The organism is Fundidesulfovibrio terrae (genome assembly GCF_022808915.1).
GTDB classification, from domain to species: domain Bacteria; phylum Desulfobacterota; class Desulfovibrionia; order Desulfovibrionales; family Desulfovibrionaceae; genus Fundidesulfovibrio; species Fundidesulfovibrio terrae.
The window spans coordinates 1,257,506-1,279,125 of record NZ_JAKZFS010000001.1 but is presented as its reverse complement, the minus strand read 5'-3'; the positions used below and the strand labels follow the sequence as shown (position 1 = coordinate 1,279,125).

Annotated in this window: 20 protein-coding genes; 10 read left to right on the top strand and 10 right to left on the bottom strand. The window is 64.7% G+C overall.

All coding sequences use genetic code 11. The features are described from left to right. Nucleotide 1: 1 nt before the first annotated feature. Genes ML540_RS05980 through ML540_RS05960 form a run of 5 tightly spaced genes read right to left on the bottom strand, consistent with a single transcriptional unit; the run spans nt 2 to nt 5,555 of the window. On the bottom strand, nt 2-2,251 hold the full coding sequence (locus ML540_RS05980; protein WP_243359284.1) for an acetyl-CoA carboxylase carboxyl transferase subunit alpha/beta: 2,250 nt from the start codon (nt 2,249-2,251) through the stop codon (nt 2-4). Nucleotides 2,252-2,284: 33 nt separating this feature from the next. Further along, complete coding sequence (locus ML540_RS05975; RefSeq protein WP_243359282.1) at nt 2,285-3,643, bottom strand: ATP-binding protein; 1,359 nt, start codon at nt 3,641-3,643, stop codon at nt 2,285-2,287. A gap of 31 nt (nt 3,644-3,674) precedes the next feature. Continuing rightward, nucleotides 3,675-4,076 carry a PilZ domain-containing protein gene (locus ML540_RS05970; protein ID WP_243359280.1) on the bottom strand — a complete coding sequence of 134 codons (402 nt, stop codon included), beginning with the start codon at nt 4,074-4,076 and terminating at the stop codon, nt 3,675-3,677. Continuing rightward, nucleotides 4,073-4,810 (bottom strand): OmpA/MotB family protein, encoded by a 738-nt coding sequence (locus tag ML540_RS05965; protein ID WP_243359278.1) that lies wholly within the window; start codon nt 4,808-4,810, stop codon nt 4,073-4,075. Before ML540_RS05965 ends, ML540_RS05970 begins: the two co-directional genes overlap by 4 nt. Next, nucleotides 4,800-5,555, bottom strand: coding sequence for a motility protein A (locus ML540_RS05960; RefSeq protein ID WP_243359277.1), 756 nt, complete (start codon nt 5,553-5,555; stop codon nt 4,800-4,802). The genes ML540_RS05965 and ML540_RS05960 overlap by 11 nt, the downstream gene beginning before the upstream one ends. Before the next feature lie 42 nt (nt 5,556-5,597). Between ML540_RS05960 and ML540_RS05955 the strand changes: the two genes are divergently transcribed. Then, nucleotides 5,598-6,422: a purine-nucleoside phosphorylase gene (locus ML540_RS05955; RefSeq protein ID WP_243359276.1), complete on the top strand. Its 825-nt coding sequence runs from the start codon at nt 5,598-5,600 to the stop codon at nt 6,420-6,422. A 33-nt stretch (nt 6,423-6,455) separates the two neighbouring features. Beyond that, complete coding sequence (locus ML540_RS05950; RefSeq protein ID WP_243359275.1) at nt 6,456-7,205, top strand: hypothetical protein; 750 nt, start codon at nt 6,456-6,458, stop codon at nt 7,203-7,205. 40 nt (nt 7,206-7,245) lie between these two features. On the opposite strand, the gene ML540_RS05945 is transcribed toward ML540_RS05950, so the two are convergent. The 3 genes from ML540_RS05945 to ML540_RS05935 are packed head-to-tail and all read right to left on the bottom strand — an operon-like array spanning nt 7,246 to nt 9,693. Then, nucleotides 7,246-7,605 (bottom strand): PqqD family protein, encoded by a 360-nt coding sequence (locus ML540_RS05945; RefSeq protein ID WP_243359273.1) that lies wholly within the window; start codon nt 7,603-7,605, stop codon nt 7,246-7,248. 40 nt (nt 7,606-7,645) lie between these two features. Next, nucleotides 7,646-8,563: a hypothetical protein gene (locus ML540_RS05940; RefSeq protein WP_243359271.1), complete on the bottom strand. Its 918-nt coding sequence runs from the start codon at nt 8,561-8,563 to the stop codon at nt 7,646-7,648. Beyond that, on the bottom strand, nt 8,560-9,693 hold the full coding sequence (locus ML540_RS05935) for a metallophosphoesterase (protein ID WP_243359269.1): 1,134 nt from the start codon (nt 9,691-9,693) through the stop codon (nt 8,560-8,562). Before ML540_RS05935 ends, ML540_RS05940 begins: the two co-directional genes overlap by 4 nt. Nucleotides 9,694-9,803: 110 nt before the next feature. Here ML540_RS05935 and ML540_RS05930 point away from each other — a divergent pair, with 110 nt between their 5' ends. From ML540_RS05930 to ML540_RS05910, 5 genes are read left to right on the top strand one after another with little or no spacing between them, the layout of a single operon-like run. Further along, nucleotides 9,804-11,459 carry a sensor histidine kinase gene (locus tag ML540_RS05930; protein ID WP_243359267.1) on the top strand — a complete coding sequence of 552 codons (1,656 nt, stop codon included), beginning with the start codon at nt 9,804-9,806 and terminating at the stop codon, nt 11,457-11,459. A 14-nt stretch (nt 11,460-11,473) separates the two neighbouring features. Next, nucleotides 11,474-11,863, top strand: coding sequence for a response regulator (locus ML540_RS05925; RefSeq protein ID WP_243359265.1), 390 nt, complete (start codon nt 11,474-11,476; stop codon nt 11,861-11,863). Beyond that, nucleotides 11,856-12,752 carry a sensor histidine kinase gene (locus ML540_RS05920; protein WP_243359264.1) on the top strand — a complete coding sequence of 299 codons (897 nt, stop codon included), beginning with the start codon at nt 11,856-11,858 and terminating at the stop codon, nt 12,750-12,752. Before ML540_RS05925 ends, ML540_RS05920 begins: the two co-directional genes overlap by 8 nt. Continuing rightward, a complete protein-coding gene (locus tag ML540_RS05915) occupies nt 12,749-13,138 on the top strand; it encodes a response regulator (protein WP_243359261.1) in 390 nt (129 codons plus the stop codon). Before ML540_RS05920 ends, ML540_RS05915 begins: the two co-directional genes overlap by 4 nt. Before the next feature lie 55 nt (nt 13,139-13,193). Next, entirely contained in the window at nt 13,194-14,312 is a 1,119-nt protein-coding gene (locus ML540_RS05910) for a CapA family protein (protein ID WP_243359259.1), read from the top strand. Nucleotides 14,313-14,378: 66 nt separating this feature from the next. Here ML540_RS05910 and ML540_RS05905 read toward each other — a convergent pair whose 3' ends face one another. Both ML540_RS05905 and ML540_RS05900 read right to left on the bottom strand, forming a co-directional pair. After that, nucleotides 14,379-17,033, bottom strand: coding sequence for a PEP/pyruvate-binding domain-containing protein (locus ML540_RS05905; protein ID WP_243359257.1), 2,655 nt, complete (start codon nt 17,031-17,033; stop codon nt 14,379-14,381). A 51-nt stretch (nt 17,034-17,084) separates the two neighbouring features. Then, nucleotides 17,085-19,610, bottom strand: coding sequence for a sigma-54-dependent transcriptional regulator (locus ML540_RS05900; protein ID WP_243359256.1), 2,526 nt, complete (start codon nt 19,608-19,610; stop codon nt 17,085-17,087). Between the two features lie 198 nt (nt 19,611-19,808). On the opposite strand from ML540_RS05900, the gene ML540_RS05895 reads away from it, so the two are divergent. Genes ML540_RS05895 through ML540_RS05885 form a run of 3 tightly spaced genes read left to right on the top strand, consistent with a single transcriptional unit; the run spans nt 19,809 to nt 21,614 of the window. Beyond that, entirely contained in the window at nt 19,809-20,225 is a 417-nt protein-coding gene (locus tag ML540_RS05895) for a universal stress protein (RefSeq protein ID WP_243359254.1), read from the top strand. Nucleotides 20,226-20,250: 25 nt separating this feature from the next. Continuing rightward, nucleotides 20,251-20,541 (top strand): DVU0150 family protein, encoded by a 291-nt coding sequence (locus tag ML540_RS05890; protein WP_243359252.1) that lies wholly within the window; start codon nt 20,251-20,253, stop codon nt 20,539-20,541. 20 nt (nt 20,542-20,561) lie between these two features. After that, nucleotides 20,562-21,614 carry a sulfite exporter TauE/SafE family protein gene (locus tag ML540_RS05885; RefSeq protein ID WP_243359251.1) on the top strand — a complete coding sequence of 351 codons (1,053 nt, stop codon included), beginning with the start codon at nt 20,562-20,564 and terminating at the stop codon, nt 21,612-21,614. Nucleotides 21,615-21,620: the final 6 nt, after the last annotated feature.

The window sequence follows — 21,620 nt, the reverse complement described above, 5'->3', positions numbered from 1 at the left end:
CTTAGCGGTAGTAGAGGTTGCGGCCGCCGATGGTCTGGAAGGCCTGCACCAGGTTGTTTCTGATCTCGCGGCGGTCCCAGATGCCCTGGATGTGGCCGCGCGCCAGCGCGTTGTACGCCAGATGGTAGTCGGGCGGGATGTCCACGCCGGTGGTCTCCTTGATGACGCCGGGACCGGCGAAGCCGATGTTGGCCGAGCGCACGGAGAACTGGTAGGGCGAGCAGCCCAGGAAGCTGGCCACGGGGCCCGCGTAGGAGTTGGTGTCGTAGAGCACCAGGTAGAGCCCGCCCGCCTCGATGTAGCGGCGCACGGCCATGGTGACGCGCGGCATCTGGATGACGCCGTTGGTGCCCTCCTGGATGCGGATGCCCGCGGTGCCGTGCACGTAGGCCAGGAAGGGGTAGTGCTTCTTGCGGGCCCGGGCCAGGGCGCGGATGAACTTCTCGCCCTCGGCCGCGCCCACGGTGCCGCCCCGGAAGGGGGCCACCAGCATGCCCACCACCACCTTCATGCCCTCGATGGAGGCTTCGTAGGTGACGCAGGAGCTTTTGAGCTTGAGCTTCTTCTTGGCGTCCTCGAGCTTCTGGTCGAAGCCGGGATAGTTGAGGGGGTTGGCCGCCTCGACATCCTGGTTGAACTCCATGACGGAATCCTTGTCCAGGACGTTGTTCATGACCCACTGGTATTCCATGGGGAAGTGGTGGCCGCAGTACTGGCAGACGCCGGCGAAATCGCCGAAGAGGTCCGGAGCCCAAAGGTCCAGGCAGCCGTGGGTGGCGGCGTTGGGACAGGTGACGGCCTTGTCCTCGCGGGCCTTGGGGCTCAGGTAGGCCCCTTCCCATTCGCCGTCCAGGCAGATGCCGTCCTCGGCGCAGGAGAGCTCTGTGAGCTTCTGGATGGTCTCGGTGTCCACCTTCCTGGCGCCGGTGCGCTTGAAGGGGCGCAGCAGGCGCTGGGCCACCACGCGCACCTCGGCCTCGGCCTCCTCGGCCAAGTGCGAGAGCTTCTGCCCGTAGGTGCGCAGGAACTCGTAGCGCAGGTAGGAATAGGTGGACCAGGACATCTGCTGCAGCGTGTCCTTGACCCGGCGCGACACGGAGGTCTTGTCCATGCAGGCGTGCTTGGCCATGTTGCGGAACTTGCTGTAGCGCTTCCAGACCAGGCGCTCGGCGGCGCGCTCGTCCAGGGACCAGCGCACGAAGAAGGACTCGGCGTCGGCCAGGGCGGCCTGCTTGCGGCGCTTGATGGCCTTGGCCCGGATGAAGTTCATGCCCTTGACCGAGAGCATGGCCTCGTCGGTGGCCATCATCATTTCCTGGCGCAGGCGCTTGAAGAAGTCGTAGTGGTGCGGCCTGGCCCCCAGGGGCGGTTCCTGCACCACGCGGTCGACGTAGCCCATGCGCAGGTTGTCTTCGGCGGTGATGTTGAGCCGGGCGGCGCACTCCTCGATGAGCTCGACCGGGGCGCGCTGGCCCTGGCGGATGCCCGATTCGATGGCGCCCGCGCCCTCGGGGGAGATGACCGAGTAGTAGCCGTGGGAGAGCATGAGGCGCGTGTCGGCCAGGGCGATGGCCTCGGCGCCGCCGGAGCCGCCCTCGGAGAAGCAGGCGATCACGGGCACGCGCAGCGCGGCCATCTCGTAGAGGTTGCGCGCGATCTGCTGGGCCGCTCCGGGGTAGTCCTCCACGGGGAAGGCTCCGGGCGTGAAGACGTAGGTATGGATGGGGATGTTCTCGGTCTCGGCGACCTTCATGTACTGAAGCGCCTTGGCGTTGCCCCAGGGCTTGACGGAGCCGCCGTTGCGGAACTCCTGGCCGTGGCCCTTTTCCTGGCCGATGACCATGACCGGCTGGTTGTGGACCTTGTCGCCCTGCCTGCGGGTGATGTAGGCGCGCGCGATGAGCATGGACGGGTCGATGGAGTACTCGTCCTGGCCGCCGATCTCGGTGTAGTTGTCGTAGCAGAACTCCAGGATGTCCTTGAGCGTGATCCGCTGGGGGTGGCGCACGATGCGCACCCTGTCCATGGGGGTGAGCTCGGGGTCCAGCTTCTTTTCCACGAAGACGAAGAGGTCTTCCAGCTGGGAGAGCAGTTTCACCTTCTGGGCCATGGACGCCCCGGCCTCGCGGGAGCGGAACTCCTCGAGCTTCGAGGAGAGCAGCGCCACGTCATCGGACTTGCGTGATCCGAAAATGTCCCGGATGTACTGGAGCCTGTCGGCAAGCTCCTGAATGCTTTTTTCTATATCCATAGGGGTGGTTGGCTTCGAGTGTCGGGCGTCCGGTTAGAAAACCAGGATGTCCGCGGTCTTTTCGCGCAGGAACGCGATGTTGGACTTCATGGGGTTGCCCTCCTGATCCTGGCCCTCGAGCACGAGCCGGTCCAGGTATTCCACGCCACGGGCCTTGGCCTCGGCCAGGTCCTTGCCCCAGATGATGGCCAGGGCCAGGTTGGGGTCGAACTCCGTGGGGATGACGTAGGGCTTGTCCTGGGGAATCTGGGAGTGCAGCGACGCCCAGGGGGCCGAGGGCGGAGTGAAGCGGTCGATGCGCCCCACCCAGGGGGTGAAGCGGTTGGCCGGGTCCTCGGCGATGATGCGGTATTCAATGCCGATGCCCTCGAAGGTGATGTCCTCCTGGGTGAAGCCCATGGGCTCGCCCAGGCCCATGCGGATCTGCTCCCGGATGATGTCCACGCCCGCCTGGCCCTTGAGGCGCGAGATGGCCGCGGACACGCCGTTCTCCACCTGGATGCGGGTGTTGACCTCCATGAGGAAGGGCTGTCCCGCCGGGGTGACGATCCATTCCCAGGTGCCCACGTTGTCGTAGCCGACCTCCTTGGCGATGGCCAGGGAGTGCTTGGTGATGTCGTCGATCACCTTGGCCGCGTCGAAGGCGTACTTGATCTGGTCCGGGGCGAAGCCGGGGGCGATCTCCACGCGCTTCTGGCGGCCCGTGGACTGGATGGTGCAGTTGCGGGTGCCGAAGTGGGCGATGGAGCCGTGGCGGTCGGCCGCGATCTGCACTTCCAGGTGGTTGAAGTCCAGGATGCGCTGCTCGATGAGCACGCCCTCGTCGTGGAACTGGCGCTTGGCGTAGTTGCGGATGCGCCGGTACACGGTCTTGAAGTGGTCGATGTTCTGGACCTCTTCAATGCCCATGCCGCCGCCGCCCGCCGAGGCCTTCACCAGCACGCGAGGCTGGTCGATGCCCTGCTCGGCCTGGAAGCGGAAGAGGGAATCGGCGATCTCCTCGGCCTCGAGCTCGTCGTAGACCGGGCGGTCGGAGCCGGGCACGGTGGGCACGCCCAGCGACCGGGCCAGGCGCTTGGTGTTGATCTTGTCGCCCAGGGTGCGGATGACGCGCCAGCTGGGGCCGATCCAGACCATGGGACGGGTGCGTTCGCTGACGCGCCGGGCGAAGCGGTAGTCTTCGGCGAAGTAGCCGTAGCCGGGATGGATCGCCGTGGCTCCGGCGTGGTCGGCCGCGGCCATGATCTCGTTGGCGTCGTGGTAGGAGCTGATGCGCAGCACCTGCCCGCCGAGCTCGCGCGCCAGGGTGAGATGCCCGGAGGCCTCGTCCTCCCTGGTGTGGACGCAAACAAAATCCAGGCCCAGCTTTCGGCAGGCCTGGATGATTCGCATGGCGATCTCGCCCCGGTTGGCCACCAATACCTTATGTCGTGTGCTCGTCGTCAATGTGGCTCCCGTACAATTTGGTCTTGGAGATGGTGTATTTTTGGACCTCGAGCACCAGCTTGTCCAGCCGTTCCTCCTGGCGCTGCGTCAGGTCCGTAAACTTAAGCCCCGCCACCTGGTCCTGGCGTCTGGCCACCTCGGCCAGAAGCCCCGTGATGATGACGTGGTCCCTGAGAAGGACATCGATGTTCAGCACGTCTCCCACTTTCAGGGCCGCCGCCTCGTCCTCGAGGGATATCCCGGTGGCGCTGATGTCGTTGACCGGGAACACCGTCTGGGTGGCGCAGTCCCGAGCTACAAGCCCCGGAACCCTGGCGCGGTATGCCTTGCGGGGCGCTCCGGGAGACTGCTCGTACGTAAAAAGCGGTTTATTCTTCATCCCTCAACCTGCACTTCCAGGACGAAATCCAGGCGGCGGTTCCGCGCCCGGTTTTCATCGCTCGTGTTGGGGAAAAGCGGTTCTAAATCAGCTAACCCGGTGGATGTCAACCGGTTCGCGGGCACTCCCTGGGACATCAGGAAACGCAGGGCTGACACGGCCTGCAGGGAGGACACCTCCCAGTTGTTCTTGAAGCGCGAGTCGGGCGGAGGGGGGGTGTCGTCGGTGAATCCCTTGATGTGCACGCGCTGGTCCGGGTGCTTGGCCAAAAAATCGGCCACGGTTTTGAGCCTTGCCTTGCCCGCGTCGGTGAGCTGGGTGACGTCGGTCTTGGAGAACATGCCCTCGGTGGGCATGGAGATGGTCAGGCGCGGCCCGTCCAGCTTGGTGCGCATGATGGATTCGCCGCGCCCCAGGAAATAGGCGGTGAGGTCCTCGTGGGTCTGGCGCTGGCGCAGGATGAGCTGCTCGCGCATGGAGACCTGCTCCATTATCTTCTTGTTGCTGGGCGCGCCGGGGGTCTTGGGGACGGCGGATTCGGTGCGCAGGCGGTCGCGCACGCTCTCCAGCGTTTCGGTGACACCGTCCGGATTGTTGGTCGAGAGAGAAAACAAAAAGATGAAGAAGCTCATCATCAGCATGGACAGGTCGGCCAGGCTGATGAGCCACACCATGGGCGGCCCCGCCGGAGGGGCGTCCAGTTCTTCGCCGACGGCGTCCTGGCTAGCGTCCAACCGTGCGCTCCTTGGGCGGGACGAAGCTCATGAGCTTGTCGCGCACCAAAAGGGGGTTGTTGTTCTGCAGAATGCAGCGCGCGCCCTCGAAGATGATCTCCAGGTTGAGCACCTCCTGCTGGGTGCGCGCCCGAAGCTTGCCCGCCACCGGCAGGAACAGCAGGTTGGCCGAGAGCGCCCCGTAGAAGGTTGCCAGCAGGGCGATGGCCATGGCCCCGCCCAGGGCCTTGGGGTTATTTAAGCGCGCCAGCATCTGCACCAGGCCGATGAGCGTGCCGATGAGCCCGAAGGCGGGGGCGAAGGTGCCAAGGGACCGGAAAACGGTCTCGCCGATCTGGTGGCGGCGCTTGAGGGAGTGGATTTCGATGCGCAGGGTGTCTTGGATGAGCTGGGGGCCTGCGTTGTCGGCGATGAGCTTGCAGGCCTTTTTGAGCACCACGTTGTCGGTGCGGATGTTCTCCAGGGCGAGCAGGCCCTCCCTCCGCGATATCTCGGCAATGCGCACCATCACGTTCACCACTTCCTGGGCCGTGACCTTGCGGGATGCGAATATCTTGAAGCCCGCGTTGAAGGCCTGTATCACCTCTTCCACCGGGTGGCTGACGCAGATGGCCGCAAGCGTGCCGCCGAAGACGATCATGGCGCCCGGGCCGTCCATGTATTGCAGGAGCGATCCATCGATCAGGATGGCGGTGATGATCAGGCCGATGCCTGTGACAAGCCCGAGCAGAGTCGCGAAATCCATCGGCACCTCACCTTACGTCAACGAAATCGGAAGGCCAAGGACATGCAAAACGCCGAAACGGCCAGCCGGGCCACGGACTGGCTCAGAAACGCCCTGCCCGGCGGCTTTCGCCCCAAAGCGGCCGTGATTCTCGGCACGGGGCTCGGGCAGGCGGACTGGAACCTGACTGGCGAAACCGTGATCGCCTACAGGGACATCCCGGGATTTCCGCGCTCCACGGTGCCGGGGCATGCCGGGAGCCTTGCGGCGGGCGTCCTGTCCGGGACGCAGGTCCTGGTCTGGCGAGGCCGTTTCCACCTCTACGAGGGCTACACCCCGGCGGAGGTCTGCATGGGAGTGCGGGCTTCGGCGCTTCTGGGCGCGAAGGTCCTCGTGGCCACCAACGCGGCCGGAGCGCTCAACCCGCTCCACAGCCCTGGAGAACTACTGGCCATATCGGACCATGTCAATCTCACCGGCGAAAGTCCGCTCGCGGGACCCAATGTGGACGCCTGGGGGCCCCGTTTTCCGGACATGAGCCGGGTTTATTCGCCGCGTTTGCTGGAAATCGCGGACGAAAACGCCATGAAGCTGGGCATCCGGCTGGAGAAAGGCGTGTATGCGGGTGTGCGGGGGCCGCAGTTGGAGACGCCCGCGGAGACGCGGATGCTTCGGATGCTGGGCGCGGACGCAGTGGGGATGTCCACGGTGATGGAGGTCATCGCGGCTAAGCACATGGGGATGGAGGTACTGGGGCTCTCCTGCCTGGTGAACAAGAACCTGCCGGACTGCATGGCCGAGGTGACGCTGGAGGAAGTGCTGGAAGTCGCGGGGAAGGCCGGAGAGAAACTGGGACGGCTGGTTGCGGCGGTCATTCGCGATTTATAGACAACCAAGGCATGCACGGCCAAAGGACGCGGGATGGAAACCTCTGAAATAATCGCAATAAGCGCAAGCATTGGCACATGTGTATCTGCAATTGCCACCCTTCTCACAGTCAGAGAGATATCAAAACAAAGAAAATCATCTCACAAACCAGAAATTGCTTTCTTTAGAACTAACATCATAGGAACAACAGACACAAAACAAAGCGGAGAAATACCGAATATATGGAAAAACAATCCTGACGAACAACATAGCTGCGGCAACTTTCCATTCCTATACCTGCATAACATCGGATCAGGAGCAGCTAAAGATATCGAAATATCCTGGTCTTTCCCCATCGGCGAAGTTGCATACGAGACAAATTTCATCCTCGAACAACACTCCGAAAACAAAATATTACACTATGAAAACGGATCACTCTGCATAAACCATGAACACTCACACAGCATGTCCCTATGGAGAAATCAAAAAAATCAAAAAATTGACTTTTTATTGCCCGTCGGCAGAGACTCAAAAGCAATCAAGATTATAATACCTCCAGCATACATACTGGCAACATCATCATTCATATATGCGTCATCCATCTCAAAGCACTTTGAACAACTATCAAACATTAGACCGTTGTATTGCACAATTAATTACAATGATATTGATAACTACAACTCCACAAGATATGTGAAAATTAATTTTGACATTACATGTGCCCATGGAAATGGAGACAAATTTGAAGCGATATTAACACCGCAAGGCATTTCAAAGAATGAACTGATGGACCAAAATCCATGAAGAATATACAAATAAAAGAACACACTATCGCGTGTCAGCGTTAGCTCTCGTCCTCCCTAAACCCTATAATCCCCCTCTTCCCCAGTTCCCTCAGAAACGCCGCCACCGAGAGTTCGGCCTCGCGGGCGGGCAGGCCGTATTTCTCCGCCAGCACCTCCGCCATGTCCTTTACCGGGCGCGCGCCGTCTATCAGGTTCCAGCAGAACGTGCCCAGTTCGTCCAGATCAAGCTTTCTCTCCAGCGGCCTGCCGTCCCAGGCCCCCATGCGCCGAGCCAACCCCGCGAACCACGGCTTGTAGGCCGACAGGTAGGTCAGGCGCACCACGCCGCCGTCAAGGATCTCCTCGCGCACGAGCTTGCTGCGGGCCGGGAGCATGGCCAAGCTGCGTTCGCGGCCCATCGCCTCCTCCGCCTCGCGGCGGGGGGCGGCTTTTTCGCGTTTACGGCGTGCGAAGAACATAGCGGCGGCAGACCTCCTCGAAATTATCCCCGGACAGCCCCCCCCTGTGGAAGGCCACGGCGGCGAGAATCTTGTGGGCATCCGGACGCCAGGCCAAAGCCCTGGTGAAGCGCGCCCCGGCGAACATGCGGGCCGCGAGCGAACGCAGGCTCCGGGCCAGTCCGCCGGGCGTTCCGGACTCGTGGCGGGCGGCGGGGAAGCCGTCGAATTCTCCGGACGCGAACCTGGGGGCCTTGCCCAGGGTCTGAACGAACACGTTTCCCGCCCAGTCCTCGAGGGCCTTCCGGCGCAGGATGACCTCGGCCGGGGCGAAGCGGTAGTAGTCCAGGGTTTCGCTCCCCAGGCGGTAGCGGAAGTGGAAATGCCCCAGTTGGACGCTGAAGGCGGCCAGGGAGAACCCGGGCGGAGCCTCGCCCGAGACGTCGAACAGGCTGAAAGAGCCGGGGTCGGCCGGAGCGAGCGAGGCTGCGGCCCGCACCCACGGTGTGGCCTTCTCGTCCGGCTTGGCGTGGGGAGCGGCCAGCACGGCCGTCTGCGCGCCCGGCAGCACGAAGAGCACGGCGTCAGCGCCTTGGCCGGAGACGTCCGCGCAGGGCAGCGCCCCGCACTCGGGCGGCAGGGCCGAAAGCATGGCGGCCACCGCTCCCCGGGGCTTGTCTGAGGGGCCAAGCTGCTTGCGCCTGGAAAGGCGTTTGAGAACCTTGTGCGGCGCGGCGGGCCTTTTCACGCGCTGCCAGCGCAGGGTGAGCCGCGGGCCGGAGGCGTCCTCGAACCGGGCGTATCCCAGGCCCAGGCGGGCCGGCTCCCACGAGGGGGGCAGGTCCACGGCCAGGCCGTCCCAGATGGTCCGGGCGGTTAGGGCGGCCGGTTGGGATACTCCGGTCAGGCTTTGGCTCATGCGATCACGAGGTTGGTCACGTCCGGCGGGCAGAGCAGGCGCACGGGCAGGCCCGAATAGCCGAGCCCGGCGGTGACGGCGATGCGTTTGCCGTCGATCTCGTTGAGCCCGGCCACGATCCGCCGGTCGGCCTGGTTCACCATGGCCCCAGCGCCTGGGATGCGCATCTGCCCGCCGTGGGTGTGTCCGCACAGGCAGACCAGGGGCGCGTTGTGGGCGGGGATGTTCAGGACCGCCTGGGGGTTGTGGACCAGCAGAAGGGTATGATCCGGGTCCTGTGCGAGCAGCCTGCGCCCGTCGGGCCGCTCTTCGGTCATGTCGCGCAGCCCGAGCAGGGTGAACCGCCCCCAGGGACCGGTCAGCTCCGTAGCCTCGCCCCGCAGCGGGGTGACTCCGTTCAGCCTGTGGAAGGCGGCCATGGCGTCCGGGTCGATGTATCCGTCGTGGTTGCCGAGCACCGCGTAAACCGGGGCAATTCCGGCAAGGTGGCGGAAAAATCCTTGGACCTCGTCCAGGGCGGAAAGCTCGTACTCCACCGTGTCGCCCCCGAAGAGGACCACGTCGGGCCTGAAGGCTTCGATGATCCCGGTGGCCTGGGACAGGTATCCCTGGGGCAGGAAGAAGCCCGCGTGCAGGTCGGAGATGAAGCTCACCCGCAGCTCGCGCCCGGGGACCGAGCCCGGGCGGCGCTTGAGGTCGATGCGCCGCTCGGCCACGTCCAAGCTCTGCCCAGTGGCCGCGTCCACCCCGGCGAAGGTGACCAGGGTGCCCGCCGCTGCGGCCACGCCTCCCGCCAGGAAACGCCGCCTGGAAGCCGCGTGCGGACACGAGGCGGCTCCCGCCGGGCCGTATGCCGCCGCCAGAAGCCCGAGGGCGGACGCGCCGAAGCAGGCCAGGACCGTAAGCCAGAACATGATCAGGTATTTGCCGTGCATCCGCACGATGGGAAAGGCGCAGAGCGCGGCCAGGGCCGTAAGCGACCAGGCCCACAGATACGCCCGGCGCACGCGCGGGGAAATCCTCGCACCGCGCCTCTTGAGCAGCAGAAACCCGCCGAAGACGGCCGCCAGGGCCATGGGGAAAAAGAGCAGCATGACGGGGCTTACGCCCCTGAATCCGAGCAGGGTCATGAAAAAACCTCGATCAGCGAGAGTCCGAGCATTGACAGACTTGCCCGCCTCTGTCCATGGGGATAGGGTATGTGAACGAAGAGCAGGAGACGACCGCCCATGGGAACGCGATGAAAACACTCGACTTCAAACGCCTGCGTCTCATCATTATCCTCTTCACGCTGGGCTTTTCGCTCCTGCCGCTTCTTGTGCTCGGCCTGGCCGTGAAGCAACGCTTCTCCAGCGCCTACCAGGACGCCCTCCAGGGCAGCCTGCGCACCCTGGTGGACAGCAAGCGCAACGCCATCGACCTCTTCCTGACCGAACGCCTCGCTCAGCTCTCCACCCTGGCCAGCGCCCTCACCTACGAGGAGGCGTCCGACCCGGAGAACCTCGGGCGCGTGTTCAGCCAGCTGCAGAGCACCTCCCGCTACTATATCGACCTCGGGGTCATCGGTATGGACGGCAGGCACCTGGCCTACGCCGGCCCTTACGACCTGGGAGATGTGAACTATAAGAACGAAGAGTGGTTTGCCAAGGTGATGGCCAAGGGCGTGCACATCTCGGACGTGTTCCTGGGATTCCGCAAGTATCCGCACATCATCATCGCGGTGCTCAGGCGCGAGGGCAACAAGTCCTGGATACTGCGGGCCACCATCGACTCCGACGTGTTCGAGTCCTTCGTCAAGCGGGTGCAGATGGGGCGCAAGGGCGACGCCTTCCTGGTCAACAGCCATCTCATGCTCCAGACCAAGCCGCGCTTCGGCGGCAACGTCATGGAGGACATGGAGCTGCCCTTCCGGGCGGACACCCGCTTCCCCGGCACCCGCGTGCAGGACCTGACGGTGAATTTCCGCCACTACCTCTACGGATGGACCTGGATCGAGAACAAGGACTGGCTGCTGGTCATCCGCGAGGATCCCGAGGACGAACTGCGCCCGCTCTTCGAGGCCGAATACCTCATCTGGTGGCTGCTGGCAGGCGGCGTGGCCGTGATTATCGCGGGCACGGTGTTCGTCACCAACACCATGGTGCGCAGGCTGGAGCACGCCGAACGCGAGAAGGCCACACTGGACGCCAACCTCACCCAGTCCGGCAAGATGGCCGCCCTGGGTAAGATGGCCGCGGGCGTGGCCCACGAGATCAACAACCCGCTGGCCATCATCCGCGAGCAGGCCGGGTGGATCAAGGACCTCATGGAAGAGCCGGAGGTCAAGGCCATCCCCCAGTTCAAGGAGATAGCCGACTCGGTGCACCGCATCGAGCACCACGTGGAGCGGGCTAAGAACGTCACCCACCGTATGCTCGGCTTCGCCAGGCGCATGGAGCCAGTCATGCAGGAGGTGGACGTCAACAAGCAGCTCACCGAAACGGTGCAGTTCCTCAAGACCGAGGCCCTGCTGCGCAACATCGACATCCGCATGAGCCTGGCCGAAGGCATGCCCCCCACGCACTCGGACTCCACCCAGCTGCAGCAGGTGTTTCTGAACCTCATCGACAACGCCATCGACGCCATCGGCAAGAACGGCGAGCTGACCCTCACCACGCGCTACGATCCCGTCCATCACGAGATCGCCGCCGAGTTCGCGGACACCGGCTGCGGCATCGCGCCGGACAAGCTGGACAAGATATTCGATCCCTTCTTCACCACCAAGAAACCCGGGGAAGGCACGGGCCTGGGCCTGTCCATCGCCTTCGGGATCATCGAAAAACTCGGCGGACGCATCACCGTGGCCAGCACCGTGGGCCAGGGCACCACCTTCACGGTTTTCATCCCGGTCAGCTGAAGCGGGGGAAATGCATGGACAAGGCGAGGATTCTGGTCGTCGACGACGAGAAGGACTTCAACGAAACCGTGGTGAAGCGCCTGAACAGGCGCGGCTTCCAGGCGGAGACGGCCCTCTCCGGCCCCGAGGCGCTGGGGATTCTCGAAAAGCGCGAATTCGACGTGGCCCTGCTGGACATCATGATGCCCGGCATGGACGGCATCGAAGTGCTGCGCGAGATGAAGAAACGCCATCCCGGCCTGGAGGTCATCCTGCTCACCGGGCACGCCTCGGTGGAGTCCGGCGTGCAGGGCATGTCCATGGGCGCCAACGCCTATCTCCTCAAGCCCGTGGATTTCGAGGAGCTGTTGGGAGCCATCGCCCAGGCCCACGAGCGCAAGCTCCTCGGCGCGGAAAATGCCTGACCCGAAAATCCTCACCGCCGCCACGGCCGCGTTGGCCCTGGCGGCCGCCGCCCTCCCCTTCCCGTGGTCGCTTGCGCCAGGGCTCGCGGCCGGATGGTGCGCCTTCAGGGCCTACCGCCACCTGAACGCCTGCCTGAACCGTTCGGAGTCGCAGAAGTGCGCCCTGGACGAACAGCTCTTCCAGTCCCAGAAGCTCGCAGCCATCGGCGAGGTCGCCTCGGGCATCGCCCACGAGATCAACAACCCCCTGGCGGTCATCACCCAGGAATCCGAATGGCTGGCCCACCTGCTCGACCAGCCCGGGCCTCCCGTGAACGAGGCGCGCGAAAGCCTGGCCACCATCCGCTCCCAGGTGAACCGCTGCGCGGACATCACCCACAACCTGCTGAACCTGGCCCGCACCTGGAAACCCATCCGCCAGCCAGCCGACCTGAACCGTTGCGTGGAGGACATGGCCCGGCTGGCCGAGCGCGACGCCAAACCCCGGAACATCGCCCTGGTCCGCAACTACGACGAGGGCCTGCCCAAGGTGCCGCTGGACCCGCCGCTCATGCGCCAGGCGGTCCTCAACCTGCTGGTCAATGCCGTGCAGGCCGTGGGCAAGGATGGCATGGTCACGGTGTCCACGGGCAGGGCTCCGGAGGGCAGGGTCTTCGTGCGCGTGGCCGACAACGGGCCGGGCATCCCGCACGAGCACCTGGGCCGCGTGTTCGACCCCTTCTTCACCACCAAGGCCCCCGGAAAGGGCACCGGGCTCGGCCTGTCCATCACCCAGCGCATCGTGGACCGGCTGGGCGGATTCATCAGCGCCGCCAACCAGCCTCCAGCAGGCGCAGCGTTCACCATCACCCTGCCCCTTCGCAACGACAAACCGGAGGACGCATCATGACCGCCCCCGTGAAGCTGCTCTGCGTGGACGACGAAGAACGCTTCGTGACCACCCTGGCCCGGCTGCTTTCGCTTAAGAACATGGCCGTGACCACGGCGCTCTCGGGTGAAGAGGCCCTGGAGGGCTTCTCGCCCGGCAAGTTCGACGTGGCCCTGGTGGACGTGAAGATGCCCGGGATATCCGGGGTGGACCTGCTCACGGAACTCAAGAAGCGCGACCCCCAGCTTGAGGTGATCATCCTCACCGGGCACGCCTCGGTGGACATCGCGGCGGAGATCATGAGCAGGGGCGGCGCGGACTACCTGCTCAAGCCCTGCCCCACCAGTGAAGTCGAGGCGAAGATTCTCTCGGCCATGGAGCGCCGGGCGGCCCGATCGGGGGGCTGAGCGGCAATCCGGGAAAGGCGCTCCGGCACCCGCGCATGCGGGAAGGAGGCGGCGCATGGACCACAGGGCAACGCTTCGCCTGTTTCTGTGCGGCGACGTCATGACCGGCAGGGGCATCGACCAGATCCTGCCCCATCCGGGCGATCCCACCCTGTACGAAGACTACGTCAAGGACGCCCGGGAATACGTGCGCCTGGCCGAACTGGCCAACGGGCGCATCGAGCGGCCTGTGGATTTTTCCTCCATATGGGGCGACGCCCTGGCCGAACTGGAAACGGCCACGCCGGACTTCAGGATCATCAACCTGGAGACCAGCATCACGACCAGCGGCCGGTATTGGCCCGGGAAGGCCGTCCACTACCGCATGCATCCCCGCAACATAGGCTCCCTGAGCGCGGCGCGCATCGATTGCTGCTGCCTGGCCAACAACCACGTGCTTGACTGGGGTCGCGAGGGCCTGCGGGAGACGCTTGAAACACTCGACGCAGCAGGATTAGGCCATGCCGGTGCAGGCCTGGACGATGCCGGAGCATCCGCGCCAGCGGTGCTGGACGGCGGCCCCAAGGGGCGCGTGCTGGTCTACGCGCTGGGATCCGCCACCAGCGGCATTCCGGACGGCTGGGCGGCCACGCCGCGCGCCTCCGGAGTGAACCTGCTGCCGGACATCTCCGAAAAAACCGCCCACGCGTTCACTGAGCGCATCGGGCGGGACAGGCGTCCCGGCGATGCGGTGGTGGCATCCATCCATTGGGGCGGAAACTGGGGCTTTGCCATCGCCCCCGCGCAGGTCCGCTTTGCCCGGGCCTTGGTGGACGGCGGCGTGGACGTGGTACACGGCCACTCCTCGCACCATGCGCGGGGGCTGGAACTCTACCGGGGCCGGCTCGTCATCTACGGTTGCGGGGATTTCCTGACCGACTACGAAGGCATCGGGGGCTACGAGGAATTCCGGGCGGACCTTGCGCTCATGTACTTCGCCGATGTCACCCTCGGAGGCTCTGAACCGGTCCGGACGCGGCTGATCCCCATGCGCATGCGGCAGCTGCGCCTGGAGCGAGCGAGCGCCGACGAGGCGCGCTGGCTGAGCATGATCCTCAACCGTGCGGGAGAGCCCTTCGGGACCGCCGTCACGCTGCACGACGACGGCGCCATGACCGTCGGTTCGGGAGGCTAGCGTTGCGCCCATGAACGCGAAGCCCACTGAAAGTTTTTGAAAGAGAGTCCAGAGAGGAAACTTTTTTCAAAAAATTTCCTCTCTGGCCGCCGGAGGCTCTTCCTGCATTCCTCCGCCTGTTCCAAAGACCGTCTCCCCTCGCATGAAACTCTCCGCCATGGCCGTGACAGCCTCCTCGCTGGTCATGAGCATGTCGGTCTGGCGGGTGTACTGCAGAAGCCTGCCCAGTTGCACGAGCCGGGCCTCGATCAGCTCGGCCGGGTATTTCTGGAAGCGCCCCTCCACCCGGTCCGCGCTCACGGCCACCGTGAAGCCGAGCCGCTCCAGAATGAGCGCGATGGCCCGGGCGCGCCGCTCGCGGCGATCCTCCCCCGCGGCCCCGCCCTTGAAGGCAAAAGTGATGTAGTTCTTGTTCACGGTGTTGCCGCAATAGCTGTCCAGCACCCCGTAATGATAGCCCACGCGGGAGCTGAAATTCAGGTACTTGTCCGAGACGATGGCGTAGCTCTTGTCCCCGAAGCGCTCGGCGCTCATGCTGGCCCCGTCAACCATCTGCCGGCCCATAACCGACAGGAATCCGCGCAGGTGCACCGGCCGGGGGCCCTTGGCAACGAACGCCTCGTCCGCCAGGCCGCGCATGAGGGCCTGGAGCGGCCTGGAGGCCACCTGGGCCAGGCAGGCCGAGCCCGCGCAGGGCTCATTGCCCGAAAGCCCCCCGCCCAGGTCGATCACGTGCAGGTCGAGGCCAATGCCCGCATCCAGGCGCACGGCCATGCCCCCTTCGCCCGAGGCATTGTCCCCGAGCGTGAACATGGCGGAGTAGGACTTCTCATGCAGGTAGCGGGTGATGTCGTGCAAGGTCCGGCAGTGACGGGGGGAGAACTCGGGCGCCTTTGGGTCGATCAGGTTGAGCGGCCCCACCAGGGAATGCACCGCGCGCAGAAGCCCGTGCACCGGAGTGCCCAGCATGGGCGCGCGGGCTTCCTCCCTGGCCGACAGCACCTCCTCGACCCGGCCGGAGTAGACTCGGCGGTTGTCAGCGTCCACAGTGACCACTTCCCCCTTCTTAAGCGTCCCGGATGCCCCCTCCAGTCCGAGGATGGCCGGAACGCCGAACTCCCTGGCCAAGGAGGCCATGTGCCCGGTGACGCTGCCGTGGTCGGTGATGATGGCCCGGGCCCGGGCCATGACCACCATGAACTTCGGGGAGGAATGCGCGGCCACCAGCACCGCGCCGTCGGGGAATTCCGCCAGGTCGTCGTCACGGAGGACATGGAAGACCTCTCCGCATCCGGCTCCGGGCGAGGCGGCCTCTCCTCCTTCCAGAAGGACCTCGCGGCCCGGCACCGGCGCCGACGCCTTGCGCTTCGCCTTAGCGTCCAAGGGCGGGGCCAGGGGCCGGGACTGCAAGAGGATCAGCCTGTCCGCGTGGTCCAGGGCCCATTCCACGTCCTGGGGGGCGCCGTAGTGGGCTTCCAGCCGGACGCCCCATCCGGCCAGCTCCCGTATCAGCGCGGGGTTCAGGCAGGGCTGCGCGGCCAGGGGAGCCTCCACCTCGGAGCGGACGACGCCTCCGCCGGGGCTGCACGCGAGCTGGACTGGCTTGCGGGCCACGTCCACGGCGAGGATTTCCAGCCCGGGCTTGGCGACCACGTAGCGGTCAGGCGAGACCACCCCGTCCACGGCGTAGGGCCCCAGGCCCCAGACCGCGTTGATGAGGATGTTCGCGTCTTCCGGATCGAAGGGATGGCGCGTGTACATCACCCCGCTGGCCTTGGATTGCACCATGGCCAGACAGGCCACGCCCATGGCCGCTGCCTCGTCGGGAACGCCTTTCTGTAGCCGGTAAGCCATGGCCCGGGGCGTATAGAGGCTGGCCGCCACGTAGCGGTAGCTCTCGCTCAGCTTGGTTGACGCCACGCCCAGCACCGAGAGGTATTGCCCGGCGAAGGAGAGGTCGCCGTCCTCCCCCAAGGCGCTTGAGCGCATGGCCACCTTGATCTCTTCGGAAGGAACGCCGAGCCTTTCGGCCAGGGTGGCGTGGCGGTGGTGGAGTTCGTCCTCGAACCCCGTCGGGAAGGGCGCAAGGAGCATGAGGCGCTGGATGTCCTCGCTGGCCTCCTGAATGGAGGCGGCATCGGAGGGGTCCAGGGACATGGTCCTCTTGGCGATCTCGGAGGCCAGGTCCGACTCGCGTAAAAACGCGCGGAACGCGGCCGTGGTTATCGCGAACCCCTCGGGAACGGGAAGACTTGCGCGATTGCGCGATTCACCGAGACGCGAACATTTCCCGCCGACAAGATCGTCGTCAGCCAGGCTGATTTCACTGAAATCCTTGAACCATGGACCGTTGTCGCTCGCACCCACCGACAGGGCAGCCTTGATCTCCTCCCGGATCGCCTCGACTTTCTCACGCAAAACCGGTTGGGGGGTTTCGGAAAGATTTTCATACCCGCGAATCATGCGCAGGCAGTGGAACACCCCCTGGCTGGCTGCGGCGTGGAGAAAGGCCATGCCGAAGACGTCCCTGCCCGGCAGCTTCTCCTCCATGGAGGCGATCACGCGCAGGAGCTCCGCGTTGGACTCGAGCAGTTCCTGGAAATTGACGTACTTGAAGCGGAAAAGGGCTTGGGTGTCCTTACGCCCGGCCGGGGACTTCCCGAAAAGCGGCCTGAAGAATCGCTTCAGGTTTTCCAGGATGGGACTCTCCAGGTTGGCCATGGCTGCTCCCGTTTTCCAGCGCCCGAAGGCACGGATGTTCCGGCACGTCCGCTATCGGGCGTGAGAATGCCCTCCGGCCAGCACGTACTTCGTGGCCGGGCCCTTGCCCTTCACGGTGAGCAAACCTCGTTCCACCAGATCGCGCAAGTCGTATTGCGCGGTCCGGGGAGGCACGTTCTCCCCGACGATGGCCTGGTATTTCGCCCGGGACATGCTCCCATGCTCCTGGAGATACGCGATCCCCGTCCGTTGGCGTTCGCTCAGTCCGTCGAGGGAAGGCGGCTCCGCCCGCTGGGCCGGCTGCGGCTGGGCGCGCGGGATTTCGTCCGAGGACGCTGCGTCCTCCCGGCCCGGCTCGCTCGGCGCCTTCCACTGGGTGATCGGAGTCTGGGCATCGAACCGCAGGTCCTCCACGAGGATGGTGTCCGAATCGGCCATGGCCACGGCCCGCATGAGGCAGTGCTTGAGCTCGCGCACGTTGCCGGGCCAGTTGTGGGCGGTCATGCGTTCCCAGGCCCCCCGGGACAGGGTCATGGATGGCTTGTTCATGACCCTGGCGGATTCCTTCAGGAACGCGTCCACCAGCAGGGGGATGTCCTCCATCCTCTCGCGCAGGGGCGGGACGTTCAGGGTGATGACCTTCAGCCGGTAATAAAGGTCCTCCCTGAATGTGCCCTCCTTGACGCACTCCAGCAGGTCCACGTTGGTGGCGGCCATGACCCGAGCGTCGAAGGGAATTTCCTCGTCGCTGCCCAGGGGGATGATGGTCCTGGCGGCCAGGGCGCGCAACAGCGCCTGCTGCACCTTCGGGGAGGCGTTGCCGATCTCGTCGAGAAGGATCGTGCCGCCCTGCGCTGCCAGGAACGCGCCCTTGCGCTCCCCCTTGGCTTCGGAAAAGGCCCCCTTCACATGCCCGAACAGGGCGTCCAGGAGGAGGTTTTCGTCCAAGGCGCCGCAGTTGATGGAGATGAACGGCCCCTTGGCCCTGTGGGAAAGCTTGTGGATGGCCTGGGCGGACACCTCCTTGCCGGTGCCGGTCTCGCCGATGATGAGCACGTCCGGATCCACCGAGGCGGCCTTGCGGATGAGCCACTTGAGGCCGCGCATGGCCTGGCTGGTCCCGATGATGCCTTCGATGGGATCCGGGTCCGGGGACGCGGAGAGCTTTTCGCCCAGGTCCAGCGGCTGGCGCAGGAAGTTGTCCTTGATGTGGGCGTCCTTGAGCCGCAGTTCCTCCCTTTGGAAGAGCAGGGCCTCCAGAAGATGGTTCACCGAATCCTTGACCGAGGTGGTCTCGCGGTCGCGATCGGGCAGCTTGATGGGTTCGAGCACCCCGTCCTGGGACATCGCCCGCACGGCACTGGACAAATCCAGCATGGGCCGGGTGATGACGCGCGATACCACACAGATCATGCCCACCGTCAGGGCCAGGGCCACGATGAATATCACCAGCAGCACGTCGTAGATGCGGTAGTCCGCCGCAAGGAGCAGGCGCGACTTGTCCATGAAGGCAACCCCGCCAAGGACTTCCGGAGCCTTGTCCGGATAGGTCTTGAACAGCACCGGGGCGAAGCCCAGGGAATAGCTGTCGTGTCCGCCGGCGTTCAGGTCCAGGACCGGACTGACGTTTTCAATGTCCGTGCGCCCGGCCTGCACGTCCACCACCATGCGCCAGTACGCCTCGTTGGCGGCGGTGGGCCTGAACGCCCCCGGGAAACCGGGCATTCCGTGGTCGCCGGTGAGTCCGGACCGGGCCAAGTCGGTGGAGAGGGGCTGTTCGCGCTCCTCGATGTTGCCGGACTGGAAGAGAATCCATCCGTTGCGGTCGAAAAAGAAGCTGTAGCGTTTCTCTGCGGTGCGGGGAAAGGCGGCCAGGGGGGATTTCGGAGAGTTGTAGAGCGAGAGTATGTCCCTGGTGGCCCTGCCGTCCACCGAGAGGACCCAGAAACCGGCGATCTTGCCCTGCTGGTCGGCCACGGGCGTCACCAGCCGGAAGACGGAGAAGGTGGCCCCCGCCCCCGCGTCGGGGAGTACCCCTGGCGGATAGATCACCTCTGCCATGTCCAGGAGCGCCACCACTCCCAGCCGGGGTTCCGCCATCCTGGACGGGGCGAGCACGGCGGAATTGATCACCCTCCCAACGTAATCCTTGCCCACCCGGCATATTTCGCGGCCGCCGTCCACGAAGTATTCCTGGGTTTCCCCGCCCACGGAGATGTAGGACACCTCGCGGTAGATTCCGGACTTGATGTGCGACTGGACGGAGAGGAAGCGATGCCCGGCCTCGCCGGTCCTCTCGCCCCGGGCCAGCAGGAGGATGTCCTGCCGGGCCTGTTCGAAGAGATCCCCCACGGCGTCGGCCTGCCCCATGGTGAGCACCTTGGTGGTGCGCTCCAGGGCCATGCTCAGATAGCGGCCCGCCACCCATTTGGTGGCGTAGCCCACGCTCAGGAGGATGAGGGTGATGAGCGGCAGGATGGCGGCCAGGAGCCTCCTGCGGATGCTCCAGCCCGACGGGCTCCCCAAGCTCGACACGAGGCTGCCCCGGATGGGGCGCTGTGGAACGAAAAACCCCATGATTCCGCTCCTTTTTTGCGCGATGGCCGCGCAAAAACGCGCAACACGATCAAGCAAACGCCTACAGCTAGCCAGCACTCTCTTGCGCGGTAATAGGTTTCGCCAATCATTCCGTCAAGTTCAATCTACTGGCACAGCGGTTGCTCTTTTCTGAACAAAACCGCGCACAATCGCAACATCGCGAAGGAGGAAGGCAACATGAACATTCTGGCGGCACTGGATCTCTCGGAAGCGGCGAAAAACGTTCTCGCGACAGCCGTGGCCACGGCCAAGGAAAAAGGGGCGCAACTGACCCTCTTCAGCGTGGCCGAGGATTTCAAGGACATTGGGGATTTCATGGATTCGGCCAGCGTGAGCGAAAAATTCCTGGCCGCAGCCCGAAAGGCGCAAGAAGAGGCCCTGAAGGCGGCGAAGGATCAAGGCGTGGACGCCAAGGCCGTGACCGAACAGGGAGTGTCCCCAGCAGACATCATCGTACGCTACGCCGCCGACAACGCCATGGACCTGATCATCATGGGCAGCAAGAGCAAGAGCGCTCTCGACCGGTTCCTGATCGGCAGCGTGACATCCAAGGTCGTGGCCCACGCCCCATGCTCCGTGCTGGTGCTGCGCTAAACCGGAATTCCCAAGGAGAGAGACCATGAAAAGGATCAAGCAACTGTTCATCTCCCTGTTCCTGGCCCTGACCGTCCCGGGCCTGGCCCTGGCGGCGGGCGGCGGCGGCGCGCCCATCGTCCTGGTGGCGGACACCCGCAAGCTCGACGGCATCATGGGTTGGTGGGCCAGCCTCTACAACGAGAGCCACCTGTACTTCACGCTCCTGACAGTGGCCCTGATTCCGACCATCGGCATGATCTTCGGCGTCCTGGCGGACATCATCATGCACTGGATCGGGCTGGACCTGAAGAACCGCGACCTCGCTGAACACTAAGCCGGGGGAGGAGAAACACCATGGAATGGCTCTATATCCTGATGCCCATTGCGGGCGTGAAAATCTTCTGGCCCGGCCTGGTCATCCTGGGCGTGGGCGTCGGCATCATCGGCGGCTTCTTCGGCATGGGCGGCGCGTGGATGGTCACGCCCGGCCTGAACATCCTGGGCTTCCCCATGGCCTTCGCCATCGGCACGGACATCGCCCACATGGCGGGCAAGTCCCTCATCGCCACCCTGCGCCACGGCAAGTTCGGCAACGTGGACTACAAGCTGGGCTTCATCATGATCGTGGGCACGGTGGGCGGCTTCGAGGTCGGCGCGCAAATGGTCATGTGGCTTGAACGCATCGGCAGCGTGGAAAAGGTCGTGCGCTACATTTATCTGGTGCTGCTGTTCCTCATCGCCTGGATGGTCTTCCACGACGTCAACAAGCGCCTGCAGAAGGAAAAGGCCGCCAGGGCCGCCGGGCAGGAAGTGGACAAGCTGGCCACCGGCATCGAGTGGCACAAGACCCTGCACAAGATCAAGATTCCCCCCATGGTGCACCTGCAGGCCGCAGGCATCACCTGTTCCGCCTGGCTGCCCATCGGCGTGAGCTTCCTCACCGGTTGGCTGGCCGGCATCCTGGGCATCGGCGGCGGCCTCATCCGCATGCCCGCCCTGATCTACCTGGTGGGCTGTCCCACCCACGTGGCCGTGGGCACCGACCTGTTCGAGGTCATGATTTCCGGCTTATACGGCGCGGCTTCCTACACCTTCAAGGGCCGCACCGAGCTGGTGGCCGCCATCGTCATGCTCTGCGGAGCGTCCATCGGCGCCCAGGTCGGCACCGTGGCTACCAAGTACATCAAGGGCTACGGCATCCGCGTGGCCTTCGGCCTGGCCGTCGTCGGCTGCGCCGTGTCCATCGCCATGAAGATGCTCGGCTCCGCCTACAAGGAACTCTACAAGGCCATGGACGTAGCCTCAACGGTGCTCATCCTGGGTCTGGTGTTCGGCATGAGCGCCTACATCTTCGTGAAGATGATCCAGGGAGCCAAGCAGGAACTGGCCAACAAGAAGGCCGCTTAACCCGCA

Coding starts and splice junctions, on each gene's coding strand:
- ML540_RS05945 (WP_243359273.1), bottom strand. CDS start 7,605: ATGGGCCGCGAACGCAGCTTGGCCATGCTCCCGGCCCGCAGCAAGCTC.
- ML540_RS05980 (WP_243359284.1), bottom strand. CDS start 2,251: ATGGATATAGAAAAAAGCATTCAGGAGCTTGCCGACAGGCTCCAGTAC.
- ML540_RS05895 (WP_243359254.1), top strand. CDS start 19,809: ATGAACATTCTGGCGGCACTGGATCTCTCGGAAGCGGCGAAAAACGTT.
- ML540_RS05940 (WP_243359271.1), bottom strand. CDS start 8,563: ATGAGCCAAAGCCTGACCGGAGTATCCCAACCGGCCGCCCTAACCGCC.
- ML540_RS05885 (WP_243359251.1), top strand. CDS start 20,562: ATGGAATGGCTCTATATCCTGATGCCCATTGCGGGCGTGAAAATCTTC.
- ML540_RS05960 (WP_243359277.1), bottom strand. CDS start 5,555: ATGGATTTCGCGACTCTGCTCGGGCTTGTCACAGGCATCGGCCTGATC.
- ML540_RS05950 (WP_243359275.1), top strand. CDS start 6,456: ATGGAAACCTCTGAAATAATCGCAATAAGCGCAAGCATTGGCACATGT.
- ML540_RS05900 (WP_243359256.1), bottom strand. CDS start 19,610: ATGGGGTTTTTCGTTCCACAGCGCCCCATCCGGGGCAGCCTCGTGTCG.
- ML540_RS05935 (WP_243359269.1), bottom strand. CDS start 9,693: ATGACCCTGCTCGGATTCAGGGGCGTAAGCCCCGTCATGCTGCTCTTT.
- ML540_RS05910 (WP_243359259.1), top strand. CDS start 13,194: ATGGACCACAGGGCAACGCTTCGCCTGTTTCTGTGCGGCGACGTCATG.
- ML540_RS05920 (WP_243359264.1), top strand. CDS start 11,856: ATGCCTGACCCGAAAATCCTCACCGCCGCCACGGCCGCGTTGGCCCTG.
- ML540_RS05905 (WP_243359257.1), bottom strand. CDS start 17,033: ATGGCCAACCTGGAGAGTCCCATCCTGGAAAACCTGAAGCGATTCTTC.
- ML540_RS05890 (WP_243359252.1), top strand. CDS start 20,251: ATGAAAAGGATCAAGCAACTGTTCATCTCCCTGTTCCTGGCCCTGACC.
- ML540_RS05970 (WP_243359280.1), bottom strand. CDS start 4,076: ATGAAGAATAAACCGCTTTTTACGTACGAGCAGTCTCCCGGAGCGCCC.
- ML540_RS05930 (WP_243359267.1), top strand. CDS start 9,804: ATGAAAACACTCGACTTCAAACGCCTGCGTCTCATCATTATCCTCTTC.
- ML540_RS05915 (WP_243359261.1), top strand. CDS start 12,749: ATGACCGCCCCCGTGAAGCTGCTCTGCGTGGACGACGAAGAACGCTTC.
- ML540_RS05925 (WP_243359265.1), top strand. CDS start 11,474: ATGGACAAGGCGAGGATTCTGGTCGTCGACGACGAGAAGGACTTCAAC.
- ML540_RS05975 (WP_243359282.1), bottom strand. CDS start 3,643: ATGCGAATCATCCAGGCCTGCCGAAAGCTGGGCCTGGATTTTGTTTGC.
- ML540_RS05955 (WP_243359276.1), top strand. CDS start 5,598: ATGCAAAACGCCGAAACGGCCAGCCGGGCCACGGACTGGCTCAGAAAC.